Origin of the sequence: Rhizobium mesosinicum (genome assembly GCF_019511345.1) — a bacterium.
Classification (GTDB): domain Bacteria; phylum Pseudomonadota; class Alphaproteobacteria; order Rhizobiales; family Rhizobiaceae; genus Rhizobium; species Rhizobium mesosinicum.
In genome coordinates, this window is sequence record NZ_JAEUAK010000001.1 from 616,911 (window position 1) to 640,020 (window position 23,110).

Consider the following 23,110-nt stretch of genomic DNA (forward strand, 5'->3'; position numbering starts at 1 on the left):
GGAACCCTCCCTATGCCGCGACCGGCGTGGTTTCGCCCGCCACGACATGGCAGGCGGCAGTGCGCCCCTCGCCGATATCAACGAGTTCCGGCACGACGGAACGGCAGATGTCGCGCGCCAGCGGACAGCGGGGATGGAAGGCGCAGCCCGAGGGGCGATTGGCCGGGTTCGGCGGCTCGCCCTGCAGGATGACGCGGCCTTCGAGCCGCTTGCCGGGAACGGGCACGCTTGATACCAGCGCCTTCGTGTACGGGTGCTGCGGCGTGCGGAAAATGGCGTCGGAAGGAGCCTCCTCGACGATGCGGCCGAGATACATGACCGCTACACGGTCGGCGATGTTGCGCACCACCTTCAGGTCGTGGCTGATGAAGACCATGGCGATGCCGTTTTTCTCCTGCAGGTCCCGCATCATGTTGACCACCTGCGCCTGGATAGAGACATCGAGCGCCGAGACCGGCTCGTCGCAGACGATGAGCTTCGGCCGCGAGGCGAGTGCACGGGCGATCACCACGCGCTGGCGCTGGCCGCCCGAAAGCTCGTGCGGATAACGATCGGCCTGGTCGGCGCGCAGGCCGACGGCCCGCATCAGTTCCGCCACCCGGTCAGGCTGGTGCTGCCTGGGGATGAGCTTGTGGATATCCAGCGGCTCGGCGATCTGCCTGGCAATCGTCAGGCGGCGGTCGAGCGCGGCAAGCGGATCCTGGAAGACGAGCTGCATCTTCGAGCGCAAGGCGCGCCATTCCGCGGTGTTGCGCGCCGGCATGGGGCGCGCCTGAAAGCGAACGCTGCCTTCCTGCGCGTCGTCGATGCCGAGCAGCATGCGCCCGAGCGTCGATTTGCCGGAGCCGGATTCGCCGACGATGCCGATCGTTTCGCCCGGCATGACCGAGAGCGAAACACCATCGACGGCGCGCACCGGCGTCGGGCGGCCGAAGAGGCCGTGGCGGATCTGATAGATGCGGACGAGATCCTGGGCTTCGATGAGCGGCGTCATTGCAGCAGGCCTTCGGCGATACGGGATTTCACGCTCTCGGCGACAGCAGCGACAGGCACCGGCCGCGTGCAGGCAAGCTTGCGGCCGCCATCGAGGGAGACGAGCGGCGGGCGCTCGCTACGGCAGGCCTCCACGACGCGCGAGCAGCGCGGCGAGAAGGAACAGCCTTCTGGCAGATGTTTCGGATTGGGAACGGTGCCGGGAATGGGGATCAGGCGCTCGCGGCCGCCGTCGAGGCGCGGAATGGCGTCGAACAGGCCGCGCGTATAGGGGTGGCGCGGCTCGGAGAAGAGCTGTTCCACACTCCCCTCCTCGACGATGCGCCCGGCATACATGACGCAGACCCGCTCGCAGACCTGGCTGACGGCGCCGAGATCGTGGCTGATGAAGACGGTCGCCATACCGGTTTCGGCGCGAAGGCGGATCAAGAGATCGAGGATCTGCGCCTGGATCGTCGCATCGAGCGCGGTGGTCGGTTCGTCGGCGATCAGCAGATCGGGCTGACCGGCGAGCGCCATGGCGATCATCAGGCGCTGGCACTGGCCGCCGGAAAATTCATGCGGGTAGAGATCGAAGCGGCGGCGCGCGTCGGGAATGCCGACCATATCGATCAGCCGGAGCGCCTCGGCCTTTGCCGCCTCGCCCTTCAGCCCGCGATGGACCGACAGCGCCTCGGAAACCTGCCGGCCGATGCGCAGCACCGGATTGAGCGAGCTTGACGGATCCTGAAAGATCATCGCGATGCGGCCGCCGCGCACGCTTTCGAGCACCGCGCGCGATCCGCCGATGAGCTCGTTGCCCTCCAGCCGCACCGAGCCGGAAACGCTGGCCTTGCCCGGCAGAAGGCCGAGCGCCGCAAGCCAGGTGACCGACTTGCCGCAGCCGGATTCGCCGACGAGGCCGAGCGCCTCGCCTCTTGCGACATCGAGATCGATGCCGTGGAGAACCTGCACGCCGTCGAAGGCGACCGTGAGGTCACGCAATTCCACCAGATTGGAGCCGGTCACGCCCATCTTTCATCCCCGCTTTTTGCTTGCACCAAAAAGAGGATCTCCGGCAGCCCTTCCGCCGCCGGAGACCGCAGTGACGAGCCGATCAGATCGACCAGTTGGTGGCGCGGAAGTCCATGGCGAAGGCCGGAGCGGCCTTCCACTTCAGCGACGATTTCATGCCGGTGAAGACGGCATTCTGGTGCAGGACCTGATAGACCGGGTCTTCGCGCTCGGCGATTTCGAGCATCCGGGCGATCGCCTTCTTGCGCTGCGCCCGGTCTGTGGAGGTTTCCATGACGACGGAGAGCTTGTTCATCTCCTCGTTCGTCCACTCCTTCTTCTGCTGGGCGTCGCCATTCGGGCCGAACTGCACGACCAGCGGCGTGATCGGATCGTTGATCGTATTGGAGGCCGACCAGTCGCGCACGCCCTTCACACCTGCGGTATCGTGGATCTGCGCCCAGTTTTCCTTCATCTCGATCTCGACATTGAGGCCAACCTGCTTCCACATCTCGACCATGATCTGGCCGTTGGCCGTCTGGTTCGTGTAGTAATTGTTGAGCAGGCGGTAAGGGATCGCATCGCCCTTGTAATTGGCCTGCTTCAAGAGGTCCTTGGCGAGATTGGGATCGTAGGCCGGAGGCGCCCAGCCTTCGATGAACATGTCGGAGCCGCGGAAGGATTCGAACTGGAGGCCGGCCGGGACGACCGTTTTGCCGGCCCACAGCGCATCGACGATCGCCTGACGGTCGATGGCGTGCGTCATGGCTCGGCGCACCAGCGGGTTGGCGAGGATCGGGTTCTGGATGTTGAAGACCGAAACGCGGTGGTTCCAGATCGTCGCGTTCTGGATCTCATAGCCCGGAGCAGCCTGGACGGCGTCGATCTGATCCGGCGGCAGGTCGCAGGCGAAATCGTATTCGCCTGAAAGCAGGCCGTTGACGCGGGCTGCGACCTCGGGAACTTCGACGAAGCGGATCTGCTCGAGCGGCGGGCGGCCGCCCCAATATTCGTCGAAGGCGACGAGCGTCAGCGAAACGTCGGGCTTGTACTCGGAGACCATATAGGGGCCGGTCGTGACCGGCTTGCGCGACCAATCGGTGAAGCTCGCAGCTTCATCCCAGGCGCGGCGGTTGGTGATCTGGCTGCCGGCGGAATAGAGGCGGCCTTCCAGCGTCACGTCAGGCGTCGCGTTGTGCAGGCGCACGGTGTACTTGTCGATGATTTCGATGCCGGCGAGCGCCGGCCACAGACGACGGCCGGTGCCGGGCATGGAAGCCGGCAGTTCCTTGGCGGTCGTCGGCTTGTGATCGTCTTCGAAGATGGTCTTGCCGCCGGCAGGCTCCGTATTGCCGAACACGCGCTCCCTGGAGAAGGAGAAGGCGACGTCCTCGGCGGTCATTTCATCGCCATTGTGGAACTTGACGCCCTGGCGCAGCTTTAGTTCGAGCGTCTTGTCGTCGATGCGCTTCCATTCGGTGGCAAGACCCGGAACCGGGCCCTGGTTGCCCATCCAGTCGCGCAGGATGAGACCTTCCCAGAGGTTGGGGAAGAAGATGCGCTCGCCGACATTGGACTGCTCGTGATAGACGTCGAGCGAATTGTTGTTGGTGATCTTCTGCACGGCGATGGTGACGGAAGGACGCTTGGCCTGGCTGAAGGCCGTGCGCGGCAGAATGAGCGTGCCGGCGGTGGCGCCGAGCAGGCCGAGCGCGCCGCGTCGATTGATCGAAAGCATCGGAAACTCCTTGTGTCTTGACCGGCGGGCTCCCCGGCTCGCGGCCCTGGTTCTTAGGATCGGCTCCATGTCACCCGATTGACGGCTTCATGAAGTTTCGGTTACATCAGCCCCTCGCGGAAGCCGCGAAGAGCCATTCCAGCGCGCGAAAACATCCGCCCGCGCGAGATCAGCTGGCAGTCTCCACCGCCGGTTTCCTTTCAGAAGACGCCTGTTCCTTTTCAGAAGACGAAAGCGCTGCGAGCGCGAGCGCCAGTTCGCCGGCCCCTTCGACCGTCTGCAGAGCCCCGGCCGCCTTCAGCGCCTCGTGACGTCCGCTGCGCGGATCGGCCGGATCGACGAAGCCGATCGCCGCCATGCCGGCGGCCACCGCACCCCTAACCCCGAGTGCGCTGTCATCGATGACAAGGCAGTGACGCGGCTCGACGCCGAGCTTTGCGGCGCAGTGCAGGAAGAGATCCGGAGCGGGTTTCGGCCTCGCCACCATCTCTGCGCTGTAGATATGCGGGGCAAATTCGGCCCAGAGGCCGAAGAGACCGAGGCTGCGGCGCAGCCGCTCCAGATCGCTGTTGGATGCGACGCATTTGCGCAGCTTCAAATCCCCCACCAGCTTTTCCATGCCGGCCATCGGCTGCAGCGAGCGGGAGAATTCATCGTAGAGCGCGCGACCGGCATCGGCAAAGACCGGGTCGGGATCGGCAAGGCCCAGCTCTTCCCTGCAGAGGCGGCGGGCCGCCTCGCCCGAAAGACCGGTGAAGCGGCGGTGAACCTCGGCATGGCTCAAGGAAATACCGGCGCGCTCAAGGGCCTTCGCCAGCATGCCGCTCGCCATCGGCTCGCTGTCGATCAATACGCCATCGCAATCGAAGATCAGAAGTTCTATCGTCATGCCAACGGCATTACGTTACATTTGTTACATCTATGTGATGTTTGTAACCCCTGTGAATTCGGGACGAAGATTTATGGATTTTAGTGAGCTGAAAATCCGGGCGGCATGGCTCTACCACGTGGAGGGATTGACCCAGGCGCAGATCGCCGAGCGCATGAACCTCACCCGCCGCAGGGTCAACGAGTTTCTGGCCGCAGCTCTTGAGGAAGGCATCGTCAGGGTCAGCTTCGCCTCGCCGCTTGCCGCCGGCATGGAGCTCGAGTCGCGACTGCAGGAACGTTTCGGCCTGGAGGCGGCGATCGTCGTTCCGACGCCTGCCGATCCCCAGCTTCTGCACCAGGCGGTCGGCCGCGGTGCCGCCGCCTATCTCGACCGGCTGATCCAGGCCCGCAAGCCCCGCTCCATCGGCGTCGGCTGGGGGGCGACGCTCAGGGAAACCGTCATTCACATGACGCCGGCAAACGAGCCCGAGATCGAGCTGCGCTCGATGATGGGCGGGCTGACGCGCGGTTCGGAGATCAGCACGTTCGAGATCGTGCGCGCCTTCGCGCAGGTCCTGAAGGCGCAATGCCATTATTTCGCAGCGCCGATCTATGCGGAAAGCCCGCAATCACGCGAGGCGATCATCTCGCAATCGGTCTTCGAGCGGATCTTCCGGCAGACCTGCGAGGTCGATATTTCCTATCTGAGCGTCGGCGATATGACGCGGCAATCCCTGCAGGTGCGCTACGGCCTGCCGCCCGGAACCGATGTCGGCGACCTCATCGCCGCCGGCGCCGTCGGCGATCTGCTCGGCCGCTATATCGACGCCGAGGGCCGCCCCGTCGCCCATCCGCTGAACGCCCAGGTGCTCGCCCCCGATCTTTCCGACTACCGCAAGATCCCCTGCCGCATCGTCGCCTCCGGCGGCGCCCACAAACACGCCATCCTCAGCGCCACCATCCGCGCCGGCCTGGCGACGGCGCTGGTGACGGACGAGGAGAGCGCGAGGATGCTGCTGGCGGGGTGATGATGCGAAGTGCGCCCGCACGAGGATAACAGCTGGCTTGGGGGTCGCAGACAAATAGTTACCATCGCTCCACACGAAGTAAGGAAGAACTCAGTTAACTGCCAAACGACATGAGCCCCATTCTGCGAACGAACATGACGTGGCGCGAACGTTTCAGTGTGCGACGCCTGGTTCTCCGTGTGCCCTCACGATGGCGTCCGCTTCCTTGCCGTACAGCTCCTCGAAGTGATCGAAGGTCTTGGAGAAATAACCAATGCCCTGCGTCGCCGAGCGTAGCGCCCGCGCCAGATCGTCAAGTGCGCCGCCCGGAATAAGGGCCCGGAAGATGTCCCATCCCTTGGCGGTTTCATCCCGGTCGAAGCCGAGAACCTGACCCTTGAGAGCCGAGACGATTTGGACGAGGCTGCCGGAATAGATCGACGGAATGTGGATTTCGCTGCGGAAGACCGGTTGCATTAACACGGCCGATCCTTCGGAAAGCGCCTGTCGCACTCCCATTTTCGACGCAGTCCTGAAGGCGTGTTCCGAGCTGTCGACGGCATGGTGCTGACCATCGAACAGGGTCACTCCGACATCGATGACCTGGAAGCCGAGCGGCCCTTTCTCCATCGCTTCGCGCGCGCCTGCTTCGACGGCAGGGATATAGTTGCGCGGGACGACGCCACCCTTGACGGTTTCGCTGAAGGTAAAGCCCCGGCCGCGCTCGTTGGGGCGAATGCTCAGCTTCACATCCGCGAATTGCCCGGCACCGCCGGTCTGTTTGCGATGCCGGTAGTGAACCTCGGAGGGCTTCGCGATCGTTTCGCGGTAGATCGGGCTGGGCGTTCGATCGGTTACGTCGATGTGGAAGACGTCGGACAGGGTTCGGCAGAGATCGCGCAGATGTACCGGACCCTGGGCGCGGACGAGCTGTGCGCCAGTGCCTTCCTCCTGCAAAACGACAAGACCACGATCCGTCTCGGCAAGTTTTGCCAGCGTTTCGGAAAGCTTGTTTTCATCGCGTACGCTGCCCGGGACCAGGATCCTTTCAAGCATCGGCGTAGGTGGCTCGGTCCATTCGGGTGGGGCGACCGCCCCGTCCGATGTCAACAGCGACGGGACGGGCAAGTGGTCGGACTTGACCGTTGCGAAGACATCCCCCGGTGCAGGCACGATCGCCGAGCTGGACCGTCCGTTTGCGGGATCCTGCACGGCACCGAGGCTGGAGCCGCCCAGTAATGCGCCTTGCCGCAGTCCCTCACCAAACGCACGCACCAAAACCGTCTTGCCGATATTCTGACGATGGTAGGCGTGGAAGCCCACGGCGGTCAGCTTGTTTTCATCGACATTGCCCGCACGAGCCAGGCGCTGTCGAAGAACCCCCACCGGCGGCGCCTCGTGGCGCAGCGCCTTCATCAGCCTCATCATGCCGTTGCCGTGACTTGCGGCACCGATCAGGACTGGAATAATCCTGTTTTCCCTGAGAACCCGCGATGAAATGGCATAGAGAGCGTCGCTGGGCGGTTCCCGGTCTTCGATCAGTTCCTCGAGAAGCCAGTCATCGAATTCGGACAGATGTTCCAGGAGTTCGGTGCGCGCTTCGTGCTCGCGCTCGGCGGCGCTTTCGGGGATTGCGATCAGTGATGAAGTCTGCCCTTCCCGGTAGCGCCACGCCCGTTCCGAAATCAGATCACAACTGCCTATGATCCTGTCTCCCTCGCGGATCGGGATCTGGCGAAGCAAAAGCGTGTGGTTGGCGTAGTCTTGAAGCGCGGCGATCACATCTCGTAGCCGCCCCCTCGGTTCATCCATCCGATTGACGAAGAGGATGCAAGGCGTCCCCGAGGCTTCGACTACCCGCAGATAGGGCGCGGCGAGCACAGCCTCCTCGGGTGCCGATGAAACGCACAGGATGCAGGCGTCGCTGGCAAGAAGCGCGTGCTGCACGTGCGCCAACGCTTCGCTCAGTCCTGGCGCATCCAGCGCACACCACGCCTCGTTTCCAAAGGTGAATTCTGTGAGGTTCAATCCATAAGGGGACGTGGATTTTCTCGGCGCCCCCTCCAGGGAACCGAGCTTTTCCACGACTGTTGATTTTCCGGTCTGCGAGGGTCCAAGCACGGTAAAGCAGCGCATCGGCATTCCTCCAACTGCCATAAACACAATTTTCAGCCATCATAGGATGCCCTGAACCGCTGCAAGGCGCCAGAGGTGTTCAGTTTCACAACGCTTTGACCTGCAGACAGGAGCTCTTCTCGGATTTCCAACAGGGCTGCAGACGCATCCAAAACGATCCATCCAGAGACTCTGAAGCTACAATTAGCCATGAACTTGCGCGCTGCTGCGCCATCCGGGAAGCAGCGCAAGCTTACGTCGACTGGCTGTCTACGCCACTTGATGGCCGCCTGCGGCGGCGTTGCGCTAATACGTGGCCGCGCTGGGTGGGCGGCTTTCGCCCACTAGATTAAGATCCCTCTTCGCTGTACAGCGAGAAGGGTATTTTGGTCATCGAGCCCATTTCTTTCAGGTGCAATTATGACAAAAAAAGTTTATCTGGCCGGTCCCGAGGTCTTCCTTCCCAACGCCCGTGAGATGCTCGACCGCAAGGCAGCACTTGCCCGTGAGGCGGGATTTTTCCCGCTTTCGCCCGGCGATCTGGAAATCCCGCATACGAACTCGAAGCGCGAGCGGGCCGCGGCGATAAACGCGGTGGACGAGAGGATGATGATCGAGGCTGATGCGATCATCGCCAATCTGACGCCATTTCGCGGCATTGCCGCCGATACAGGGACGGCCTTCGAACTCGGCTTTATGTGCGCAAGCGGTAAGCCTGTATTCGCCTACACGAATGTGGCCCGCGATCACAGCGGACGAGTGAGCGATCTTTATGACGGGGCCGTCGCGTATGATGCTGAAGGTCGACTGCGAGACCCGAACGGAATTGCAGTCGAGGATTTTGGCCTGGCTGACAATCTCATGCTGCACGCCGGGATCGAGCGGCGCGGTGGCGTCCTCATCATCGGAGACGCGCGGCCGGATGCGCTCTATACGGACCTTGCCGCGTTCAAGACGTGTCTTGCCGTCGCCGTTGAGAAGCTGCGCTAGGGAGGTACCGCGCCCCTCACCCTCCGGGAGCCTGGTTCGGCGGCCCCCTCGACCCCTTTTCGGCGCAAAGTCCGAATTCTTTGATGCGAAGACAGATTGCATCAGTCCCCGTTCCCTTGCGTGTGGCCCGAACGTATCTATTGTCGACGAATGTCGGGCGGTTGGGAGTGTGTAATGTCGGCAGTGCCTTTCTCAAAGATTTCGACGCCGCTCAACGCGCTGCTGGCTGCAATCGGTCTCCTGGTCGTTGCCGCACTGACAACCGAGGGCCTGACTGGACAGGAGAGGCTTGCCTATGAGCTGCTCCTTGCGGCAATTTGGCTGGCCTATGTCCTCCAATTGAGCGGCACATTGCTTTCACGGCGACACCGCTTGTCGGGCAGCATGCCGGCCCTCCTGATCGATTTGCTCGCGGTTCTGGTTCCGGCTGCTGCATTCTTGTTCGTTGGCTCCCGTGACCGAAACCTTTTTTGCGCCATCTGGCTTCTCAAGCCGTTGCGCGACTCGAGTTTTTTCAGGCTGCTGGCAAAAGTGGTCGCGAATGAATCGCGCAATCTGCTTGGCGTGACATCGGTATTCGGCATCGTTCTTTTTGGCGCTGCGTTGGCCGGTTATATCATCGAGCGAGACGTCCAGCCCGATACGTTCGGCAGCATTCCGCAGGCGATGTGGTGGGCGGTCGTGACGCTGTCGACGACCGGCTATGGTGACGAAATCCCGCAGAGCCTTGCAGGCCGAGTTCTGGCCGGACTGGTGATGATGAGCGGGATCGGTATTTTCGCACTTTGGGCCGGCATCCTCGCCACCGGCTTCTACGAAGAGGTTCGCCGCCGAGACTTCGTTCGCAACTGGCAATTGGTCGCTGCCGTACCTCTGTTCCAGAAGCTTGGTTCCGCTGCACTGATCGAGATCGTTCGGGCGTTGCGACCGCGTATTGTCCCCGCAGGTGCCGTGATCTGCCGCAAGGGCGATGCTGGCGATCAGATGTTCTTCATTGTCGAGGGACGGGTCACCGTGGCGACACCCGACCATCCAGTGGAACTCGGTGCCGGAAACTTCTTCGGCGAGATGGCGCTGATCAGCGGCGAACCGCGCTCAGCGACGGTCAGCGCAGCAACCGAGGTATCGCTGCTGTCGCTCTACGCCGTGGATTTCCAGATGTTGTCGAGCAGTAGTCCGGAGATCGCCGAGACCATCCGAAAGACGGCGCTGGAGCGGCGGGGCGGGCCGCCGAAGGAATAATCCAACTTGATGCTGCGGCATTGCCGCGGTCGTCGTACTGAGAAATAGTCGCGGTCTGCCGACAGAGGAAAAGATCCAGACGGCTGTTGGGGGAGACGATCGAGGCGAGGCCGCTCCGGTTAGACATGCCGTAGAGGGAGCGCCAGCAGCGGTCGGGATAGGGACTCGCAATGGCGGCTCTCCTGCGGTTTCAATCGCACCTGTCAAACGGCTCGTTCCTGGTGTTCAGCGTGGCCCTGAAAGCGTCGCGCCGCCCAACGTCGTCAGCCGCCCCTTGGCCGCCTGCGGTCACCGTGATCCTGTCACCGCGACGGACCACCATCATCTGCCGCGCTTCGAAGTCCTGGCGGCCGATCGAGATAGAGCCTTCGACGATTGCGAATACGATCTTCAGTTCACGCGTGCTTGCGCCCTCGCCCGCGTGCCGCGCTCACCACGTCCCAGCGGGCGAGGTCGCTGGATTTTGTACAGTAGCAGACAGAAAGCGCTGTCCGTCGGTGCGTGGGAACAAGAACGCGATTCTCAGGTTAAGTGGAGGCAAATCCAACTTCAAAAGGAAAGACTATGGCAGAGAGTGAAACCCGCGACGTGTTCATCGTCGGCCTGAGGAACGCCCACGCGATGGAAAACCAGGCTCTCAGCATCATGAAGCCGCAGCTCAGCCGGATAGAGAACTATCCGGAAGTAGCCGAGAAGCTCGGCCATCACATCACCGAGACAGAAGGCCAGATCCGCCGCATCGAGGAGATTCTGGCAGGCCTTGACGAGGACCACTCGACGCTGAAGGACATGGCTCTGTCCATCACGGGTTCTATGGCTGCACTGGGGCATACCGTGGCGGGTGACGAGATCCTGAAGAATTCATTCGCCAATTTCGCGTTCGAGAACTACGAGGTCGCGGCATACAAGTCGCTGCTGACTGTCGCGGAAGCTGGAGGCTTCATGGCAGCCGTCGCCGGACTGAAGGCGAACCTTGCCGAAGAAGAAGCAATGGCTAGCTGGCTCGACTCACAGGTCACGCTGCTGACGCAGAAGTTTCTGTCGCTGCGGGTATCGGGCAGAACCGCAAAGGTCTGACTGTCTTCCAGCGAACGACGAAGGGCGCATTGCTCAGGCACGTTCGGAACCGAGCGCGCAGCATCTGCTTAAGGCTCCGCGCGCAAAGAACCCCGAAGACGGGCGAAGCTTTGCCGCTTCAGATCAAGGGATCTCTGGGCGGCCGTTCGCGACCTGCATCAAAGTCGTAACGACACTAACCTTAGGTGATCGGCAAGGTGACCATGGCGGTTCGCCCGGGACTTGAACTCTCAGAGAAGGACCTGCGGCGGGCACGCTGCTTCAACAGGCTGCTGTCGTGGATACCGCGGTTCAAGACCGGCCATCGATGGAACGCACGCCTCGTCCAGTCGCTGGTCACGGCTTGGCATAAACTCCGTCCCGACCTGAAACGGATGGGTTCACGGGTTTCGATCATTACCCTGACGGGGTCGCTGTCGATCCGTGTCACCCATCCTCGCGATCCTCCCCGCGCACTGGTCATTCATTTTCATGGCGGAGCCTGGGTCATGGGTGACGCACGTTTGGAAGATCGATTGGCCAGCTTGATCGCGGACGATTGCGCGATTGTGGTTGCAGCCGTGGATTTTCGCAATGCGGCAGACGACGACCTCGCGCGAACCCTCAAAGACTGCCTGGCGGCTGCCTCGTGGCTGGCGACCAATCTCGAGCGGTTTGGCGTCACGCACATCATCCTTTCCGGAGAGTCGTCCGGCGCCCACTTGGCGGTGGAGGCCTTCTTTCATCTTCGTTCAGCTGGACAGCAACGCGCCGTCATCGGATTCTACTCCATGTGTGGCGCTTTCGATCTCGAGGGGTCGCAAAGCCTTCGGGAAAGTTCTTCCGAAAGCCTGCTCATCGATGGACCTTCGGCGCTTGCAAATTTGCGCCGCTTGAGACCTTCGCTGCCTGAAGAAAAACGAAAAGGACCCGTGGACGGTGATTTCTACGACCTTCCACCGGCGCTGTTCATCGCCGGCTGCCTCGATCCGATTGCAGATGACAGCCTCGAAATCTGTGAATGCTGGCGACGCGCGGGAGGAGATGCCCGCTGTATCCTCGTTCCCGAAGCGGTCCACGGCTTCAACAGGATGCCGACCGCTCTCGCCGCCAAGACAAACAACTTCGCTCGTCACTGGATGAGGACGCTGGTCGAGGGCGCACAGAAGCCCGACCCAGGATGACATCTAGGAGGATGGACCGGTGTGGCGGCCCACCTTCAGATGCCGCCTTCGAATTGTCGAGCCGGCGTCAGCGGCTCGACGGAGAGCCCGCATCGCCGGAGCGGGCCGCTTTCTCGAAAATACGTCCGAGACGCTCGGCAAAAGCACGCGAATCTGCGGGTTTGTCACCATCAAGGATGCGGGCCTGATCGAATAGCAGCCAAGCGGCATCTTCCTTGAGCGGCGAATTATCCTCCAGGCCGGCAACCGCCCTGATCATCGCGTGATCCGGATTGATTTCCAGAATCGGCTTGGCCGCCTCCTGAAGCCGGCCGGCGCTCTGCAGGAATTTCTCCATCTGCCGATCGTAGCTTCCTTCGGTGGCGACAAGGCAGACCGCACTTTCCGTCAGACGGGCCGATGCCCTGACATCTGCGACCTGGTCGGCAAGCTTGTCCTTGACGAATGCTATGAACGATTCAGCACCCGCAGTCGTCTCCGGCAGCGAGGCCTTTTCGTTGTCCAGCAAAGGAAATTGCGACAGTTCGGCCGCGCCCTGGGTGATCGACCTGAACGTCTTGCCTTCGAACTCCGGTGCGTTCATGACCCAGAAGCTGTCGATCTGATCCGTCAGCAGCAGCACCTCGATGCCCCTGGCGCGGAATCCCTCCAACTGCGGCGATGCCCTCAACTGTTCAAGGCTGGCACCGGCGAGGTAATAGATGGCGCCCTGACCATCCTTGGCGTCCTTCACATAGTCGGCAAGCGAGCGATAGCCCTCGCCCGAAGCAGTCGTGCGGAAGCGCGAAAGGGCCAAAAGCTGGGTACGGCGCTCGAAGTCTTCGTAGATGCCTTCCTTCAAAACTGCGCCAAAATTCTTCCACAGCGTGAGGAAGGTATCTTCTTCGTTTTCCGCAAGCTTTTCGATCGCGGTGATGATCCGGCTGGTCACACCCTTTCTGATCGACGACAGGACAGGGCTTTCCTGGATCATCTCGCGCGAGACGTTGAGCGGCAGGTCGGATGTGTCGACCAGGCCGCGCACGAAACGGAGATAACGCGGAAGGAGCCCGGCATCGTCGGTAATGAAGACGCGCTTGACGTAGAGCTTCATCCGTCCGGTGCGCTCAGGGTCGAACAGGTCGAAGGGCTGCGAACCCGGAACGAACGCAAGGGCGCTGTATTCATGCCTTCCCTCCGCCCGGAAGTGCACGGTCAGTGCAGGCTCGTCATACTGGCCTGAGATCCCGCGATAAAAGTCACGGTATTCATCCTTGCTGACGTCATTTTTCGATTTCGTCCAAAGCGCGCTTCCGTCGGTGATCCGGACCGGCTCGCTTCCGGGCTTATCGACGATGCTGATTGCGACGGGCACATGACCTGACTGCTCCTTCACGATCTGCTCGATCGTCCAGCGGGACGTATACTTCTTCGCCTCCTCCGTCAGATGAAGCAGGATGCGTGTGCCGCGCGGTGGCGCCTCGGCGATATCGGCAGGGCTGACGCTGTAGTTACCCTTGCCGTCGGAAGACCAGAGCCAGGCTTCGTCCGAACCAGCGCGGCGCGAGACGACGTCGACGCGTTCGGCGACCATGAAGCAGGAATAGAAACCGACGCCGAACTGGCCGATCAATTGTGCCCCTTCGCCGGCCTTGCCGGATTCCAGACGTTCCATGAAGGCCCGGGTTCCGGACCGGGCGATGGTCCCGAGCGCTTCGATAAGTTCCTCCCGGCTCATCCCGATCCCGTTGTCCTCGACCGAAAGCTCCCGACGCTCTTCGTCGAGCGACAGAGTGATGCGGCTCTCGGGGTCGGATCCGGAAAGGGATGGCGTTTCGATCGATTCGTAGCGCAACTTTTCGCAAGCGTCGGCGGCGTTCGAAATCAGCTCGCGCAGGAAGACGTCTTTGTCCGAATAGACCGAGTGCACCATCATATGCAGAAGGCGGGCAACGTCGGCCTCGAAGACGTGGCTTTCGGCAGGCTTTTCTGCAGCGGTCGGCATGAGTGCGATTTCTCCTTCACGTTTGAAAATGGCGTCGATGAGGTGGCAAAGTCCGGCGCGAAATTCAAGAGGAACTTAATGGTTCACCATCTGCATGTCTTCGGGAAGCAGCTTCAGGAAAAAAGGGCGAGGTAGCAGCTTGGCAGACACTGACCAGCCGAAACGGCGCTTAATCCTATTGGTTTGACGGCGCCATCGCCGGCGGCCGGCAGTTCGTCGCCGGGGCGTCTGGGCGCTTCCCAACTCGGGCTCTTACGAACCCACCGCGCCTGTCACGCTCTTTTCACGCGACAGCCTACAACCTCCTGATTAATTTCTCCCCTCGAACGTGTTCCGCCTGTATCGCTGGGGTGTTGCGTAATGAAACTCGATATGTCGACTGAGATTGATCAAGTCGTCCTCATCTTCAAAGATCCCGGCAGACGGTTGATACTCCGCACCGTCCATGAGGCTGCGAACGCATTGATCAAAGAATGGCCTTCGGACGACGGCGAGGAGTTTCTGTCGGCGGTTAAAGCCTGTCTCGACGTCATGATCGGAAAAGCCAGCAGCACCGAATTGCGGAGCGCGATCCTACGGGCCGCCAACGAAGCTGGTGTGGCAGCGGTCGCCGTTCTTCATTGACATCTATACTCGGCGACAAGACGGACAGAGACGTCTCTCTTGCGCCAGCAAGGACAGGAGATGCCGGCTCGGCTGGCATGGGCAGCGGTTTGCCTTTCTGAGAAAATAGCTCGGCACCGGGAACTTTCGACGTAATGCGATCAGGTCGTACGGCTGAGGTTTTCCTGCGCTACGAACCTCCAAACGGTCTGACGGCCCGCTCAAACTTTTAAACTTGCCCGCTTCGACGGCTTCTTTCTACGAGCGTTAAACCCTCCGTGGCGGCTGTGCTGTACTGCGCCCAGGGGCCTAAGCACCTTCCGCTTTATTCTACCCGTCAACATGGAGGGGCGGCTGATACTGGCCATTAACCGTCGAATGCGGGATCATGGTGCAGCCGCTGTGAGTGGCGACCGGATGTGAGGTTGTATAGGCCCGAGACCGGGCCAGTTATTGCTATGGGCTCAGACCGCGGATCAATGATTTTCAGGCTCGTGCATCGACTGGGGAATGTCCCGTTTCCCATGAAGCACACGCCACACATCAACATGATGTTCTTGATCACGATAAAAGACGATATAGGGGTATCGTTTCAGTGAAACGCTGCGCAGGTCAGGCAATCCCAGCTCGTATCCATATCGTAGCGATCCCGATTCCGGATGCCTTGCGATCAGGTTATAAGCTGCTTCCAAGGCGTCAATAAAGTCAAGGGCGGCCTCGGTCCCAGCCTCGAGTACATAGTAGTCAACGGCCGCTTCGACATCACTGCGAGCCAATTCCCGAGGGACGACGGACTTGTTTGTCACTTGCTGTGCCGGCCGCGCACACGATCACGCAATTGCGTGAAATAGTGCCCATCGACGGGATCAGATTGTCCGGACGATGCTCCGTCAATCAACAGCCCGCGCAAAATAAGACGGTCCTGATCTCGCCGAATCAATTCGCGGATATATTCGCTGCTGGTCCCATACCCACGTCCCGCGACCTGCTCATCAACGAAGCTCTTAAGGTGGTCCGGGAGAGAAATGTTCATTGTGCTCATGTGAATACTCATAGCTCCAATGGCAAAATTTGGCAAGATACGCATTTTTGCCTTAGATAGGTTGGGACGAAGAGCATTGAGCTCAATAGATCCTAGCTCGCGGTCATTTGCGCGTCGGAGGTCGCACGGCGCGCGCCTCCAAAGGACCAGCATTCGAATGGCTGTTTGATTTTGCCTTCGAACCTGCCGGATCGTTCATTGCGGCAATGAACTGACGAGACGACATCACCATGTGAATCGACCCACCAGCATCCGGATGTGCATGTGGTTTAATCCTGCTTCAGGGCCAACTGCTCAGCGTTCGTTCTTGCGCTCGCGCAGCACGTCGAGGCCACGCCAGTGCGTTTCTGCGTTGGCCCCGATTTGATTAGCCTGCCATAGATTGTCCTCCAGGTCCGCTTGTTTAACCGGAAGGGCCAACGGATTGGATGCCGAGCGCCTGACAAACTCGTCGTCCGACACGGCTGACCTGCGGGTCAAAGCGTCCACGGCAGAGATGACCGACGACGCTTTCCAAGGAAGATCCCACAATGAGCGCGTCCGTAATTGGCGCACTGTCTCAGGTCGATGAACGGGTAAGAGACCATGATCACCGAGGCGACAGCCGACTTGGACGCGCCCATCGAGCCGGCGTGGCATCGGCTCCGTCTTTACAAGGTTGGATCGACGGCTTCCGGAGATGACGAGGCTGGCACGCCTCGCCCAATTCCTCTGCGGTATTCAATCATCAGGAGCCCAGCAAGGCCGTGATCTCGGCGCGAGAAGGCATGGCAGGAGCCGTGCCCGGCCGTGTTACCGCGATTGCGGCAGTTGCGCAGCCGAAACGGACGGCCTCGATTGGCACCCGACCTTCGGAAATCGCCGTCGCGAACCCGCCGAGAAAGGCGTCGCCGGCTCCGGTCGTGTCGATGACACTTCCCGCCGAAAAAGCGGGAATGAATTCGCTTTCCCCGGCGGTGTGATAGAGGGCACCGCGGGCACCCAGCGTGATGACCGCTGCTTTCGCGCCTCGAGCGACCAGGGTGCGCGCTGCTGCGCGTGCCTGCTCGTCGGTTTCGATCGCATGACCCACTAATTCTGCCGCTTCGACCTCGTTGGGAACGATGAAATCGCACAAGCCATAGATGCCGTCCGGTATGGCGCTGGCCGGCGCCGGGTTGAAGATTGTCGTTGCCCCTGCCCTCTTGGCTATCGACAGGCCGTGCAACGCCGCCTCCAGAGGTTGCTCGAGCTGTGTCATGAAGATGGCGGCGCTTTCGATCACCGCCCGATTCGCTTCGACATCTTCGATGCCGATCAGCCCTGCGGCGCCCGGCACCACGATGATGGCGTTGTCGCCGCTCATTTCGTCGACGAAGATGAAGGCCGCACCCGTCGAAACGCCTTCCATCTTCATAACATTGGCTTTGATGCCAGCCTCCGCATAGGCCGCAAGCGCCATCGCGCCGAACGCATCGTTACCGACCCTTGAAATGAAAGTTACCTTGCCGCCCGCCTTTGCCGCGGCTATCGCTTGGTTGGAGCCCTTGCCTCCCGGCCCGAGGCTGAAGGCCGACCCCATCAGTGTCTCGGCAATATGGGGTAGGCGCTTTGCCTTATAGGCGGTGTCGGCGGCAAAAATGCCTAAAATGACGATCCCGCTTCTCTCGCTCATCTCACGGCCTCTTCGGCTGGAATGACGCCCTTGGTCAGTAGGAAGCATCCATAGAACCGCAATTCCCCGGTCGCGATCACGCAATAAGCCCTTTTGGCAATGTCGTAGAACGCCATTCGTTCGACGGGATACATCGGCGACGGCTTGCCTTCGGCGCGGTCGACGATCGCCTGCACTTCCTGCTGAATCGGCGGAATCTCATCCGGCTTGCCAATCACTTCCATGCGGCCGATCGAAGGCTGGATCGGCGTGTCCAGAGGCAGGACGGAAAGGACCGCGTCGATCGCCTGCGGGGCCGGAATATTTTCCATGGTCAGCAGTCTGCCCAAACGCGTCTGCCGGGCTATCGAATCCGACGGAAAGTTCATGTCGGAGATGACGAGATAATCGCCATGTCCCATGTTGCAAAGTGCCTGAAGAATGTCGCCGTTGAGTTCGGCCCGAATTCCCTTGAGCATCGATCTTCCATCCTTTCTCCAGCCGGAGCGCCGGCCGTGCTTCAACTTCTGTGTTCGGCGACATCCGCCTTGGAGTGCCGCGCGCGCTGTCGCATGCACTAGGACGCCCTCACTCTTTGGATCTAGCACCGGGCTTTGCCTGAATCGGTTCCGATTTTCGGGCAGCTGCGTCCGGTTGCGGGCACGGTCCGCTCGAACCGCGCACGATCAGCGTTCCGTCCACCATTTCGTCTCCCGTGCCAGGCGGTTCCTCCAGAAGAAGGCGGACCGCGCGCCGCGCCAGCATGTCGGCCGGCTGGCGAACGGTCGTCAGCCGCGGCACCACCAGATTGGCGAGCGAAATGTCGTCGAAGCCTGTGACCGACAGTTTTCGCGGCACGTCGATCTTGAGGTCGCGGGCGGCGCGTAATGCGCCAATCGCCTGCTGGTCGCTGGCCGCAGCGATCGCCGTCGGTCGGCTTTGCGGCGGGCGCGAAAGCAGCTCTCGGGCAATTCTTTCGCCGGATTCGTAGTCGAATCTGCCATGGGCGATTTCCAGTTCTACGGGCCCGTCGGTCTTCCCGAAGCCGTCGATGCGGCTGACGAAAGCCTCTTTGCGCATACGCCCTGCTTCGGTGTCAGCGGGCCCGGCAATATAAGCGATGTGCCGGTGCCCAAGCCCATAGAGATGATCGGCAATCAGCGTGGCGGCTTGCGCGTGGTTGGTCGACACCAGGGGAAAGGCGCCGAAGCGCCGGTCCAGCGATATGATCGGCACGGAGGTCGAGAGATCGAGACCTGAACCGTCGCTCGAAGCCACCACGATGATGCCGCGCACCGACCGGTCGAGAAAAGCAGAAACATGGCTCTGCTCCGCCTCGCTGTCGTTATGCGAGCTTGCCAGCATCAGGCTATGAGCGCATTCGAGCGCCGCACGCTCGACGCTTGCCGCAAGCTGCGCAAAAAAGGGATTTGTGATGTCGGGAACGACGAGACCGATGATGTCGGTTCTGCTTGTGCGCAAGGCTCGTGCCGTCACATTCGGTCGGTAACCGAGCGCCGAAATGGCGTCGTTGACCCTTTCGCGCAGCATGGGTTTGACCGCGCTTTCCCCCGACAGAACACGCGAGACAGTGCCCACGGAGACGCCGGCATATTCGGCGACATCCTTGACTGTGGGCATCTTTGACATGTTCCAACGTCCCGCGACTATTTTACCGCTCCTGCGGTCATCCCGGCGATGATGTGCTTTTCAAGCACGACGCCGACAATGACCAGCGGAAGGATGCCGGCGGTGGAGAGTGCGGCCATCGACCACCAGTTGATGCCCTGGCTGCCTGTCTGGCTGGCAATCATCACCGGCAGCGTGTTCGTGTTGGTCGAGGTCAGCAGGGCGGCGAAGAAATATTCATTCCAGCACAGGATCAGCGCCAAAAGGAAAGCGGCAACCATGCCCGGCAGAACGAGCGGCACGATGATGCGGGCAAAAGCACCCCAGATCGACAGGCCGTCGACCAAGGCGGCCTCCTCCAGCTCCACCGGTATGGTGGCGAACTGGTCGCGCATGATCCATACGACGATCGGCAGAACCATCAGCGTATAGACGGCGATCATGCCGGCATAGGTGTCGAGCAGCGCCAGTTCCCGGTAGAGAACCAGGAATGGCAGGGCGAGGACGACGGGGGGCATAATCAGCTGCGATAGGAAGAAAAATGAAATGTCGGAATTGCGCATATGGCCGAATTTATAGGAGAAGCGGCTGAGGCCGTAGGCGGCGAGCGATCCGAGCACGACGGCCAGAGCGGATGCGGTGACGGAGATGATGACGCTGTTCCAGAGCCTACGCATGAACTCATCACGCACGGTCGAAATCTGAGAAATCGTGTCAGGAGAGAGACCGAGCGAGCGCCAGCCGAGCCAGCTGGGCGCGAAGTTGAACCAGGGGATCAGATTGCCGCGCATGACATCTGCGGCCGTCTTGAACGAGGTCGATACCGTCCAGAACAGCGGAAAGATGCAGACACACGCCCAGATGACGAGCAGGCCGTAGACGGCCAAACGCATAGCCCACCAGCGAATGCGTTGACCGCGCCCGTATTTTTCGAAATCGATGCGAACCATCAGAGCCTTCCTGTCATCCGCTTGACGATGCGGTCGGAGATTTTCATCAGCACCGTCATGCCAACGATGATGATCACCAGATAGACGAGCGCCAGCAGGGTCCCGTATCCGACATTCGAACGGTCGCGATATTCGCGATAGATGAAACTGGTGACGGAATCGGTCGCCCCGCCGGGCCCCCCAGATGTCACCGTGATGATGATGTCGGCAAGCTTGAGCTTGAAGATGATGCGGATCATTACCGCCGTCACCGACACAGGAAGCATAAGCGGGAAAATCACCTTCCAGAAGCGCTGCCATTTCGTGGCGCCGTCGACCTCGGCCGCCTCCAGCACCTCCCTCGATAAGGCCTGCAACCCGGCGAGCAGCATGATCATCATAAAGGGAATGAAGGTCCAGGCGTCCATGATCATGATCGAAAGGCGCGCCGTCAGCGGATCGCCGAAAAAGGAGGGGTTTTCCCAGCCGAGCCAGCGGGCCAGGCGTGCGATCGGGCCGAAACGGGTCTCCAGCATCGACTTGCCGACCATCCAGCTCACCGCGACCGGTGACAGCATCAAAGGAACGAGAAAAGTGACGCGCCAGAACTTTCGGGCGATGATTTCCTGGTTGAGGAGCAGCGCCAGGCCGAAGGCGATCGCGTATTCGACAGCAATCGCAAGGCAATAAAGGATCATGTTGAGCAAGGCGTTGGCATAGAACGGATCGGCGATCATCCGGCGCACATTGTCGAGCCCGTTGAAGCGCCGCCCGGCGGAAGAGGCGAGATTCCAATCCGAAAAGCCGATCCAGAGCGCAAAGAGGAGCGGGAAGACAACCATCGATACGACAAAAAGCGCCGCGGGCAGAATAAAGAGCGCCTTCTTGCCGGCCTCGCCATAGATGACGACGCGGGTGACGCAGAGAACCGCGGCCCAGACGAAATAGGCGTAAAGAACCGGTCGCCAGTTGGCAAAGCCCCAATCGGTCCAGCCAAGTTCATGGACAGCCTGCAATACAAAGGATGCAATGAACCATCCTGCGCTCAGCCACAGAGCCGCGCGGCCCCAGAAACGGCGGCTCGCGGAAATGGAGCCGGCTTCGACCGTGTGGAGCAGGTCGCCTTCGACTGTCGACATTGATATTCCTCGCCTGGACAAGATGGGCGCTGGCGGAGCTTTCAGTCCGCCAGCGCGTTTATGTCAATCGATCAGAGCCCGAGGCTCGTGCGATAGAGTTTCAGCTGGCTCTCGCGGCCGATCTGGTCGGTGATCTTTTCCCAGGCTGCGGCAATCGCATCCGCGGTTTCCTGCGCCGACTTGTATTGTCCGGCAAAGCCCTTCGCCAATTCGTCCTCCGCAACGGAGTAGTATTGGAAGATGCCGGGGATGCGCGGTTCAATCGCGGCGTTTGGATGATTGTAGCTGTCGGCGTTCGAGCCCAGATAATCCTCGATATAGGCGCGGTCGTAACCTGCCTTTTCCCATTCGTCATAGTTGAAGTGGGACTGACGATAGGGCTGGAAGCCGGACGGATAGGCCGACGTCCACAACGAAAGATCCTTGCCACCGAGATGGGCTGCAGCAGACCAGGCTGCCTTGCGCTTTTTCTCGTCGCTGGAAACCCGCTTGGTGACGTAGATGCCCCAGCCGAGATAGGCCATGTTGGGCGCCTCGTTATACTTGTCTTCCCATTGGCCGGACTTGCGGTTGTAGACGCGGTTGGAGCCGCGATTGATGCCGAAGCCGACCACATCGCCGACGACCGAAGTATCCGAGGTGCGAGCGCTGGAGCCGACGTCGCCCCACCACATCAGCATGGCGCCGGTGCCTGCCAGGAACTGCGAGAAGGCCGTGGTGCCGGGGTCCGCATTGATCTGATCGGCCGGGTAGGCCTTTGCCGCGATTAAATCCAGGACATCCTGGATCGCCTGGACCCAGGCGGGGTTGTTGACCAGCGGCTTCATGTTTTCGGGGTCGAAAAGCCATACCGGGTCGCCGGGATATTTTGCATAGGCCGTCGCACGGTTTTCGATGAAATAGAAGCCGAAGCCGCCCCAGCCCTTGAGCGGGTCGAGATAGCCGTAGGCCGGCTGGCTGGTCAGCGGATCGGTCTTGCCGATCAGCGCCTTGGACGCTGCGTTAACCTCCTGCCAGGTCTTCGGCGGCTCGGCCATGCCGCTGATCGAGCCTTCGCCGAAATAGTCCTTGCGATAGGCGAAGGTGTGGCAGTCGCCATCGATCGTGACGCGATAGGTCTTGCCGTCCCAGGTGCCGACCGGCGGCTTCAGGTAGCTTACCAGGTCGTCGGCTTCGACCTGCTTTGCAGCCCAATCAGGCATCTCGTCGAGAAGCCCGCGTCCGGCGGTGTCCCCTTCGAAAGGTGCGCCCATTTCAAGGATGTCGAAATCGACAGTGCCGGTCGCGATCGACTGCTGAAGGCGGGCGTTGTAATCGGCCTGGGCAAGGTCGATCCAGTTGATCTTGGCTCCGGTATAGGCTTCCCAAGGCTTAAGGAAGCCGCGGAACAGGAAGTTGTGGAGGTTCTGGTTGTTGAGCCCCATGAAGGTCAGCTCGACACCGGAAAACTCGCCCTGCTTGACATTCGCCTTGGTCGGGCCGAGGCAGAGCTCGCCGACTTTCTGCCAGTCCGCGTCCGTCGGCGAGCCTTTGCCGACGCCAGGGATCTGCAGGATCTGGGCGCGCAGATCATCAGCGGCGAATGCGCTGCCGGCAATTCCGCCCATCGCGCCGGACAGGCCGAGCAGAGCCGCCGCACTTGCCGTTCCGCGCAAAACGTCGCGTCGACTTGCATGACGGCGCATCAATGCATCGTAAATTTCAACTTTCATGACTTCCTCCTCCACGTTTGGTGCGCTGCCGTCAGCCAGTGTTCCGGATAAGCTCCGACCCGAATTTGGGACTGGTTTCGTGCAGAACTATCTGGTAAACAAGAAAATGAAACGTTTCATAATCCTTGTTCGAAACCGCTCCTCTCGGTCTCATCATTGAGCATTAGACGGGAAGCGGAAAAAGTCAACAAAAAATGAAACGTTTCATGAGGAGGTTTTGAGAGCCATTTCAGGTCGGGGCAGAGCGCGCT

At 60.9% G+C, this 23,110-nt stretch carries 20 protein-coding genes and 1 pseudogene; 6 read left to right on the forward strand and 15 right to left on the reverse strand.

The annotated features are described in order from the left end of the window. Positions 1-10: 10 nt before the first annotated feature. From JNB85_RS02840 to JNB85_RS02855, 4 genes are all read right to left on the reverse strand, one after another. The gene (locus tag JNB85_RS02840) at positions 11-994 is read right to left on the reverse strand and encodes an ABC transporter ATP-binding protein (RefSeq protein WP_220332871.1); all 984 of its coding nucleotides are present in this window, start codon (positions 992-994) and stop codon (positions 11-13) included. Beyond that, positions 991-2,007: an ABC transporter ATP-binding protein gene (locus tag JNB85_RS02845; protein ID WP_220332872.1), complete on the reverse strand. Its 1,017-nt coding sequence runs from the start codon at positions 2,005-2,007 to the stop codon at positions 991-993. Before JNB85_RS02845 ends, JNB85_RS02840 begins: the two co-directional genes overlap by 4 nt. 82 nt (positions 2,008-2,089) lie before the next feature. Beyond that, entirely contained in the window at positions 2,090-3,724 is a 1,635-nt protein-coding gene (locus JNB85_RS02850) for an ABC transporter substrate-binding protein (RefSeq protein ID WP_220332873.1), read from the reverse strand. A gap of 169 nt (positions 3,725-3,893) precedes the next feature. Then, complete coding sequence (locus tag JNB85_RS02855) at positions 3,894-4,613, reverse strand: HAD family hydrolase (RefSeq protein WP_220332874.1); 720 nt, start codon at positions 4,611-4,613, stop codon at positions 3,894-3,896. A 73-nt stretch (positions 4,614-4,686) separates the two neighbouring features. Between JNB85_RS02855 and JNB85_RS02860 the strand changes: the two genes are divergently transcribed. Beyond that, positions 4,687-5,622 carry a sugar-binding transcriptional regulator gene (locus JNB85_RS02860; protein WP_220332875.1) on the forward strand — a complete coding sequence of 312 codons (936 nt, stop codon included), beginning with the start codon at positions 4,687-4,689 and terminating at the stop codon, positions 5,620-5,622. Between the two features lie 153 nt (positions 5,623-5,775). On the opposite strand, the gene JNB85_RS02865 is transcribed toward JNB85_RS02860, so the two are convergent. Beyond that, complete coding sequence (locus tag JNB85_RS02865; RefSeq protein ID WP_220332876.1) at positions 5,776-7,737, reverse strand: elongation factor G; 1,962 nt, start codon at positions 7,735-7,737, stop codon at positions 5,776-5,778. 399 nt (positions 7,738-8,136) lie between these two features. Here JNB85_RS02865 and JNB85_RS02870 point away from each other — a divergent pair, with 399 nt between their 5' ends. From JNB85_RS02870 to JNB85_RS02885, 4 genes are all read left to right on the forward strand, one after another. Then, entirely contained in the window at positions 8,137-8,706 is a 570-nt protein-coding gene (locus JNB85_RS02870) for a nucleoside 2-deoxyribosyltransferase (RefSeq protein ID WP_220332877.1), read from the forward strand. 174 nt (positions 8,707-8,880) lie between these two features. After that, complete coding sequence (locus tag JNB85_RS02875) at positions 8,881-9,948, forward strand: cyclic nucleotide-gated ion channel (protein WP_220332878.1); 1,068 nt, start codon at positions 8,881-8,883, stop codon at positions 9,946-9,948. A gap of 564 nt (positions 9,949-10,512) precedes the next feature. Continuing rightward, positions 10,513-11,025, forward strand: a complete 513-nt coding sequence (locus JNB85_RS02880; RefSeq protein WP_220332879.1) for a ferritin-like domain-containing protein — start codon at positions 10,513-10,515, stop codon at positions 11,023-11,025. A gap of 185 nt (positions 11,026-11,210) precedes the next feature. Further along, a complete protein-coding gene (locus tag JNB85_RS02885) occupies positions 11,211-12,188 on the forward strand; it encodes an alpha/beta hydrolase (RefSeq protein WP_338050298.1) in 978 nt (325 codons plus the stop codon). Between the two features lie 67 nt (positions 12,189-12,255). Here the strand turns inward: JNB85_RS02885 and htpG are convergent, their stop codons facing one another. Further along, complete coding sequence (gene htpG, locus JNB85_RS02890; protein ID WP_220332880.1) at positions 12,256-14,172, reverse strand: molecular chaperone HtpG; 1,917 nt, start codon at positions 14,170-14,172, stop codon at positions 12,256-12,258. Positions 14,173-14,532: 360 nt separating this feature from the next. On the opposite strand from htpG, the gene JNB85_RS02895 reads away from it, so the two are divergent. Next, positions 14,533-14,796: a DUF982 domain-containing protein gene (locus tag JNB85_RS02895; RefSeq protein ID WP_220332881.1), complete on the forward strand. Its 264-nt coding sequence runs from the start codon at positions 14,533-14,535 to the stop codon at positions 14,794-14,796. Positions 14,797-15,251: 455 nt separating this feature from the next. Here the strand turns inward: JNB85_RS02895 and JNB85_RS02900 are convergent, their stop codons facing one another. The 9 genes and pseudogenes from JNB85_RS02900 to JNB85_RS02940 all read right to left on the reverse strand — a co-directional run bounded on the left by JNB85_RS02900 (position 15,252) and on the right by JNB85_RS02940 (position 22,859). After that, positions 15,252-15,581, reverse strand: a complete 330-nt coding sequence (locus tag JNB85_RS02900) for a type II toxin-antitoxin system RelE/ParE family toxin (protein ID WP_220332882.1) — start codon at positions 15,579-15,581, stop codon at positions 15,252-15,254. Then, positions 15,578-15,817, reverse strand: coding sequence for a type II toxin-antitoxin system ParD family antitoxin (locus tag JNB85_RS02905; protein ID WP_220332883.1), 240 nt, complete (start codon positions 15,815-15,817; stop codon positions 15,578-15,580). Before JNB85_RS02905 ends, JNB85_RS02900 begins: the two co-directional genes overlap by 4 nt. A 294-nt stretch (positions 15,818-16,111) precedes the next feature. Next, positions 16,112-16,321, reverse strand: a pseudogene (locus JNB85_RS02910) (HD domain-containing protein); the annotation flags it as partial. A 223-nt stretch (positions 16,322-16,544) separates the two neighbouring features. Next, entirely contained in the window at positions 16,545-17,471 is a 927-nt protein-coding gene (locus JNB85_RS02915) for a ribokinase (protein WP_220332885.1), read from the reverse strand. Further along, on the reverse strand, positions 17,468-17,929 hold the full coding sequence (locus JNB85_RS02920) for an RbsD/FucU family protein (RefSeq protein ID WP_220332886.1): 462 nt from the start codon (positions 17,927-17,929) through the stop codon (positions 17,468-17,470). The genes JNB85_RS02915 and JNB85_RS02920 overlap by 4 nt, the downstream gene beginning before the upstream one ends. Before the next feature lie 109 nt (positions 17,930-18,038). Next, entirely contained in the window at positions 18,039-19,100 is a 1,062-nt protein-coding gene (locus tag JNB85_RS02925) for a LacI family DNA-binding transcriptional regulator (protein ID WP_223216402.1), read from the reverse strand. A 17-nt stretch (positions 19,101-19,117) separates the two neighbouring features. Next, positions 19,118-20,029, reverse strand: coding sequence for a carbohydrate ABC transporter permease (locus JNB85_RS02930; protein WP_220332887.1), 912 nt, complete (start codon positions 20,027-20,029; stop codon positions 19,118-19,120). Then, complete coding sequence (locus JNB85_RS02935) at positions 20,029-21,147, reverse strand: carbohydrate ABC transporter permease (RefSeq protein WP_220332888.1); 1,119 nt, start codon at positions 21,145-21,147, stop codon at positions 20,029-20,031. The genes JNB85_RS02930 and JNB85_RS02935 overlap by 1 nt, the downstream gene beginning before the upstream one ends. A gap of 71 nt (positions 21,148-21,218) precedes the next feature. Further along, positions 21,219-22,859: an extracellular solute-binding protein gene (locus tag JNB85_RS02940; protein ID WP_220332889.1), complete on the reverse strand. Its 1,641-nt coding sequence runs from the start codon at positions 22,857-22,859 to the stop codon at positions 21,219-21,221. Positions 22,860-23,110 lie beyond the last annotated feature (251 nt).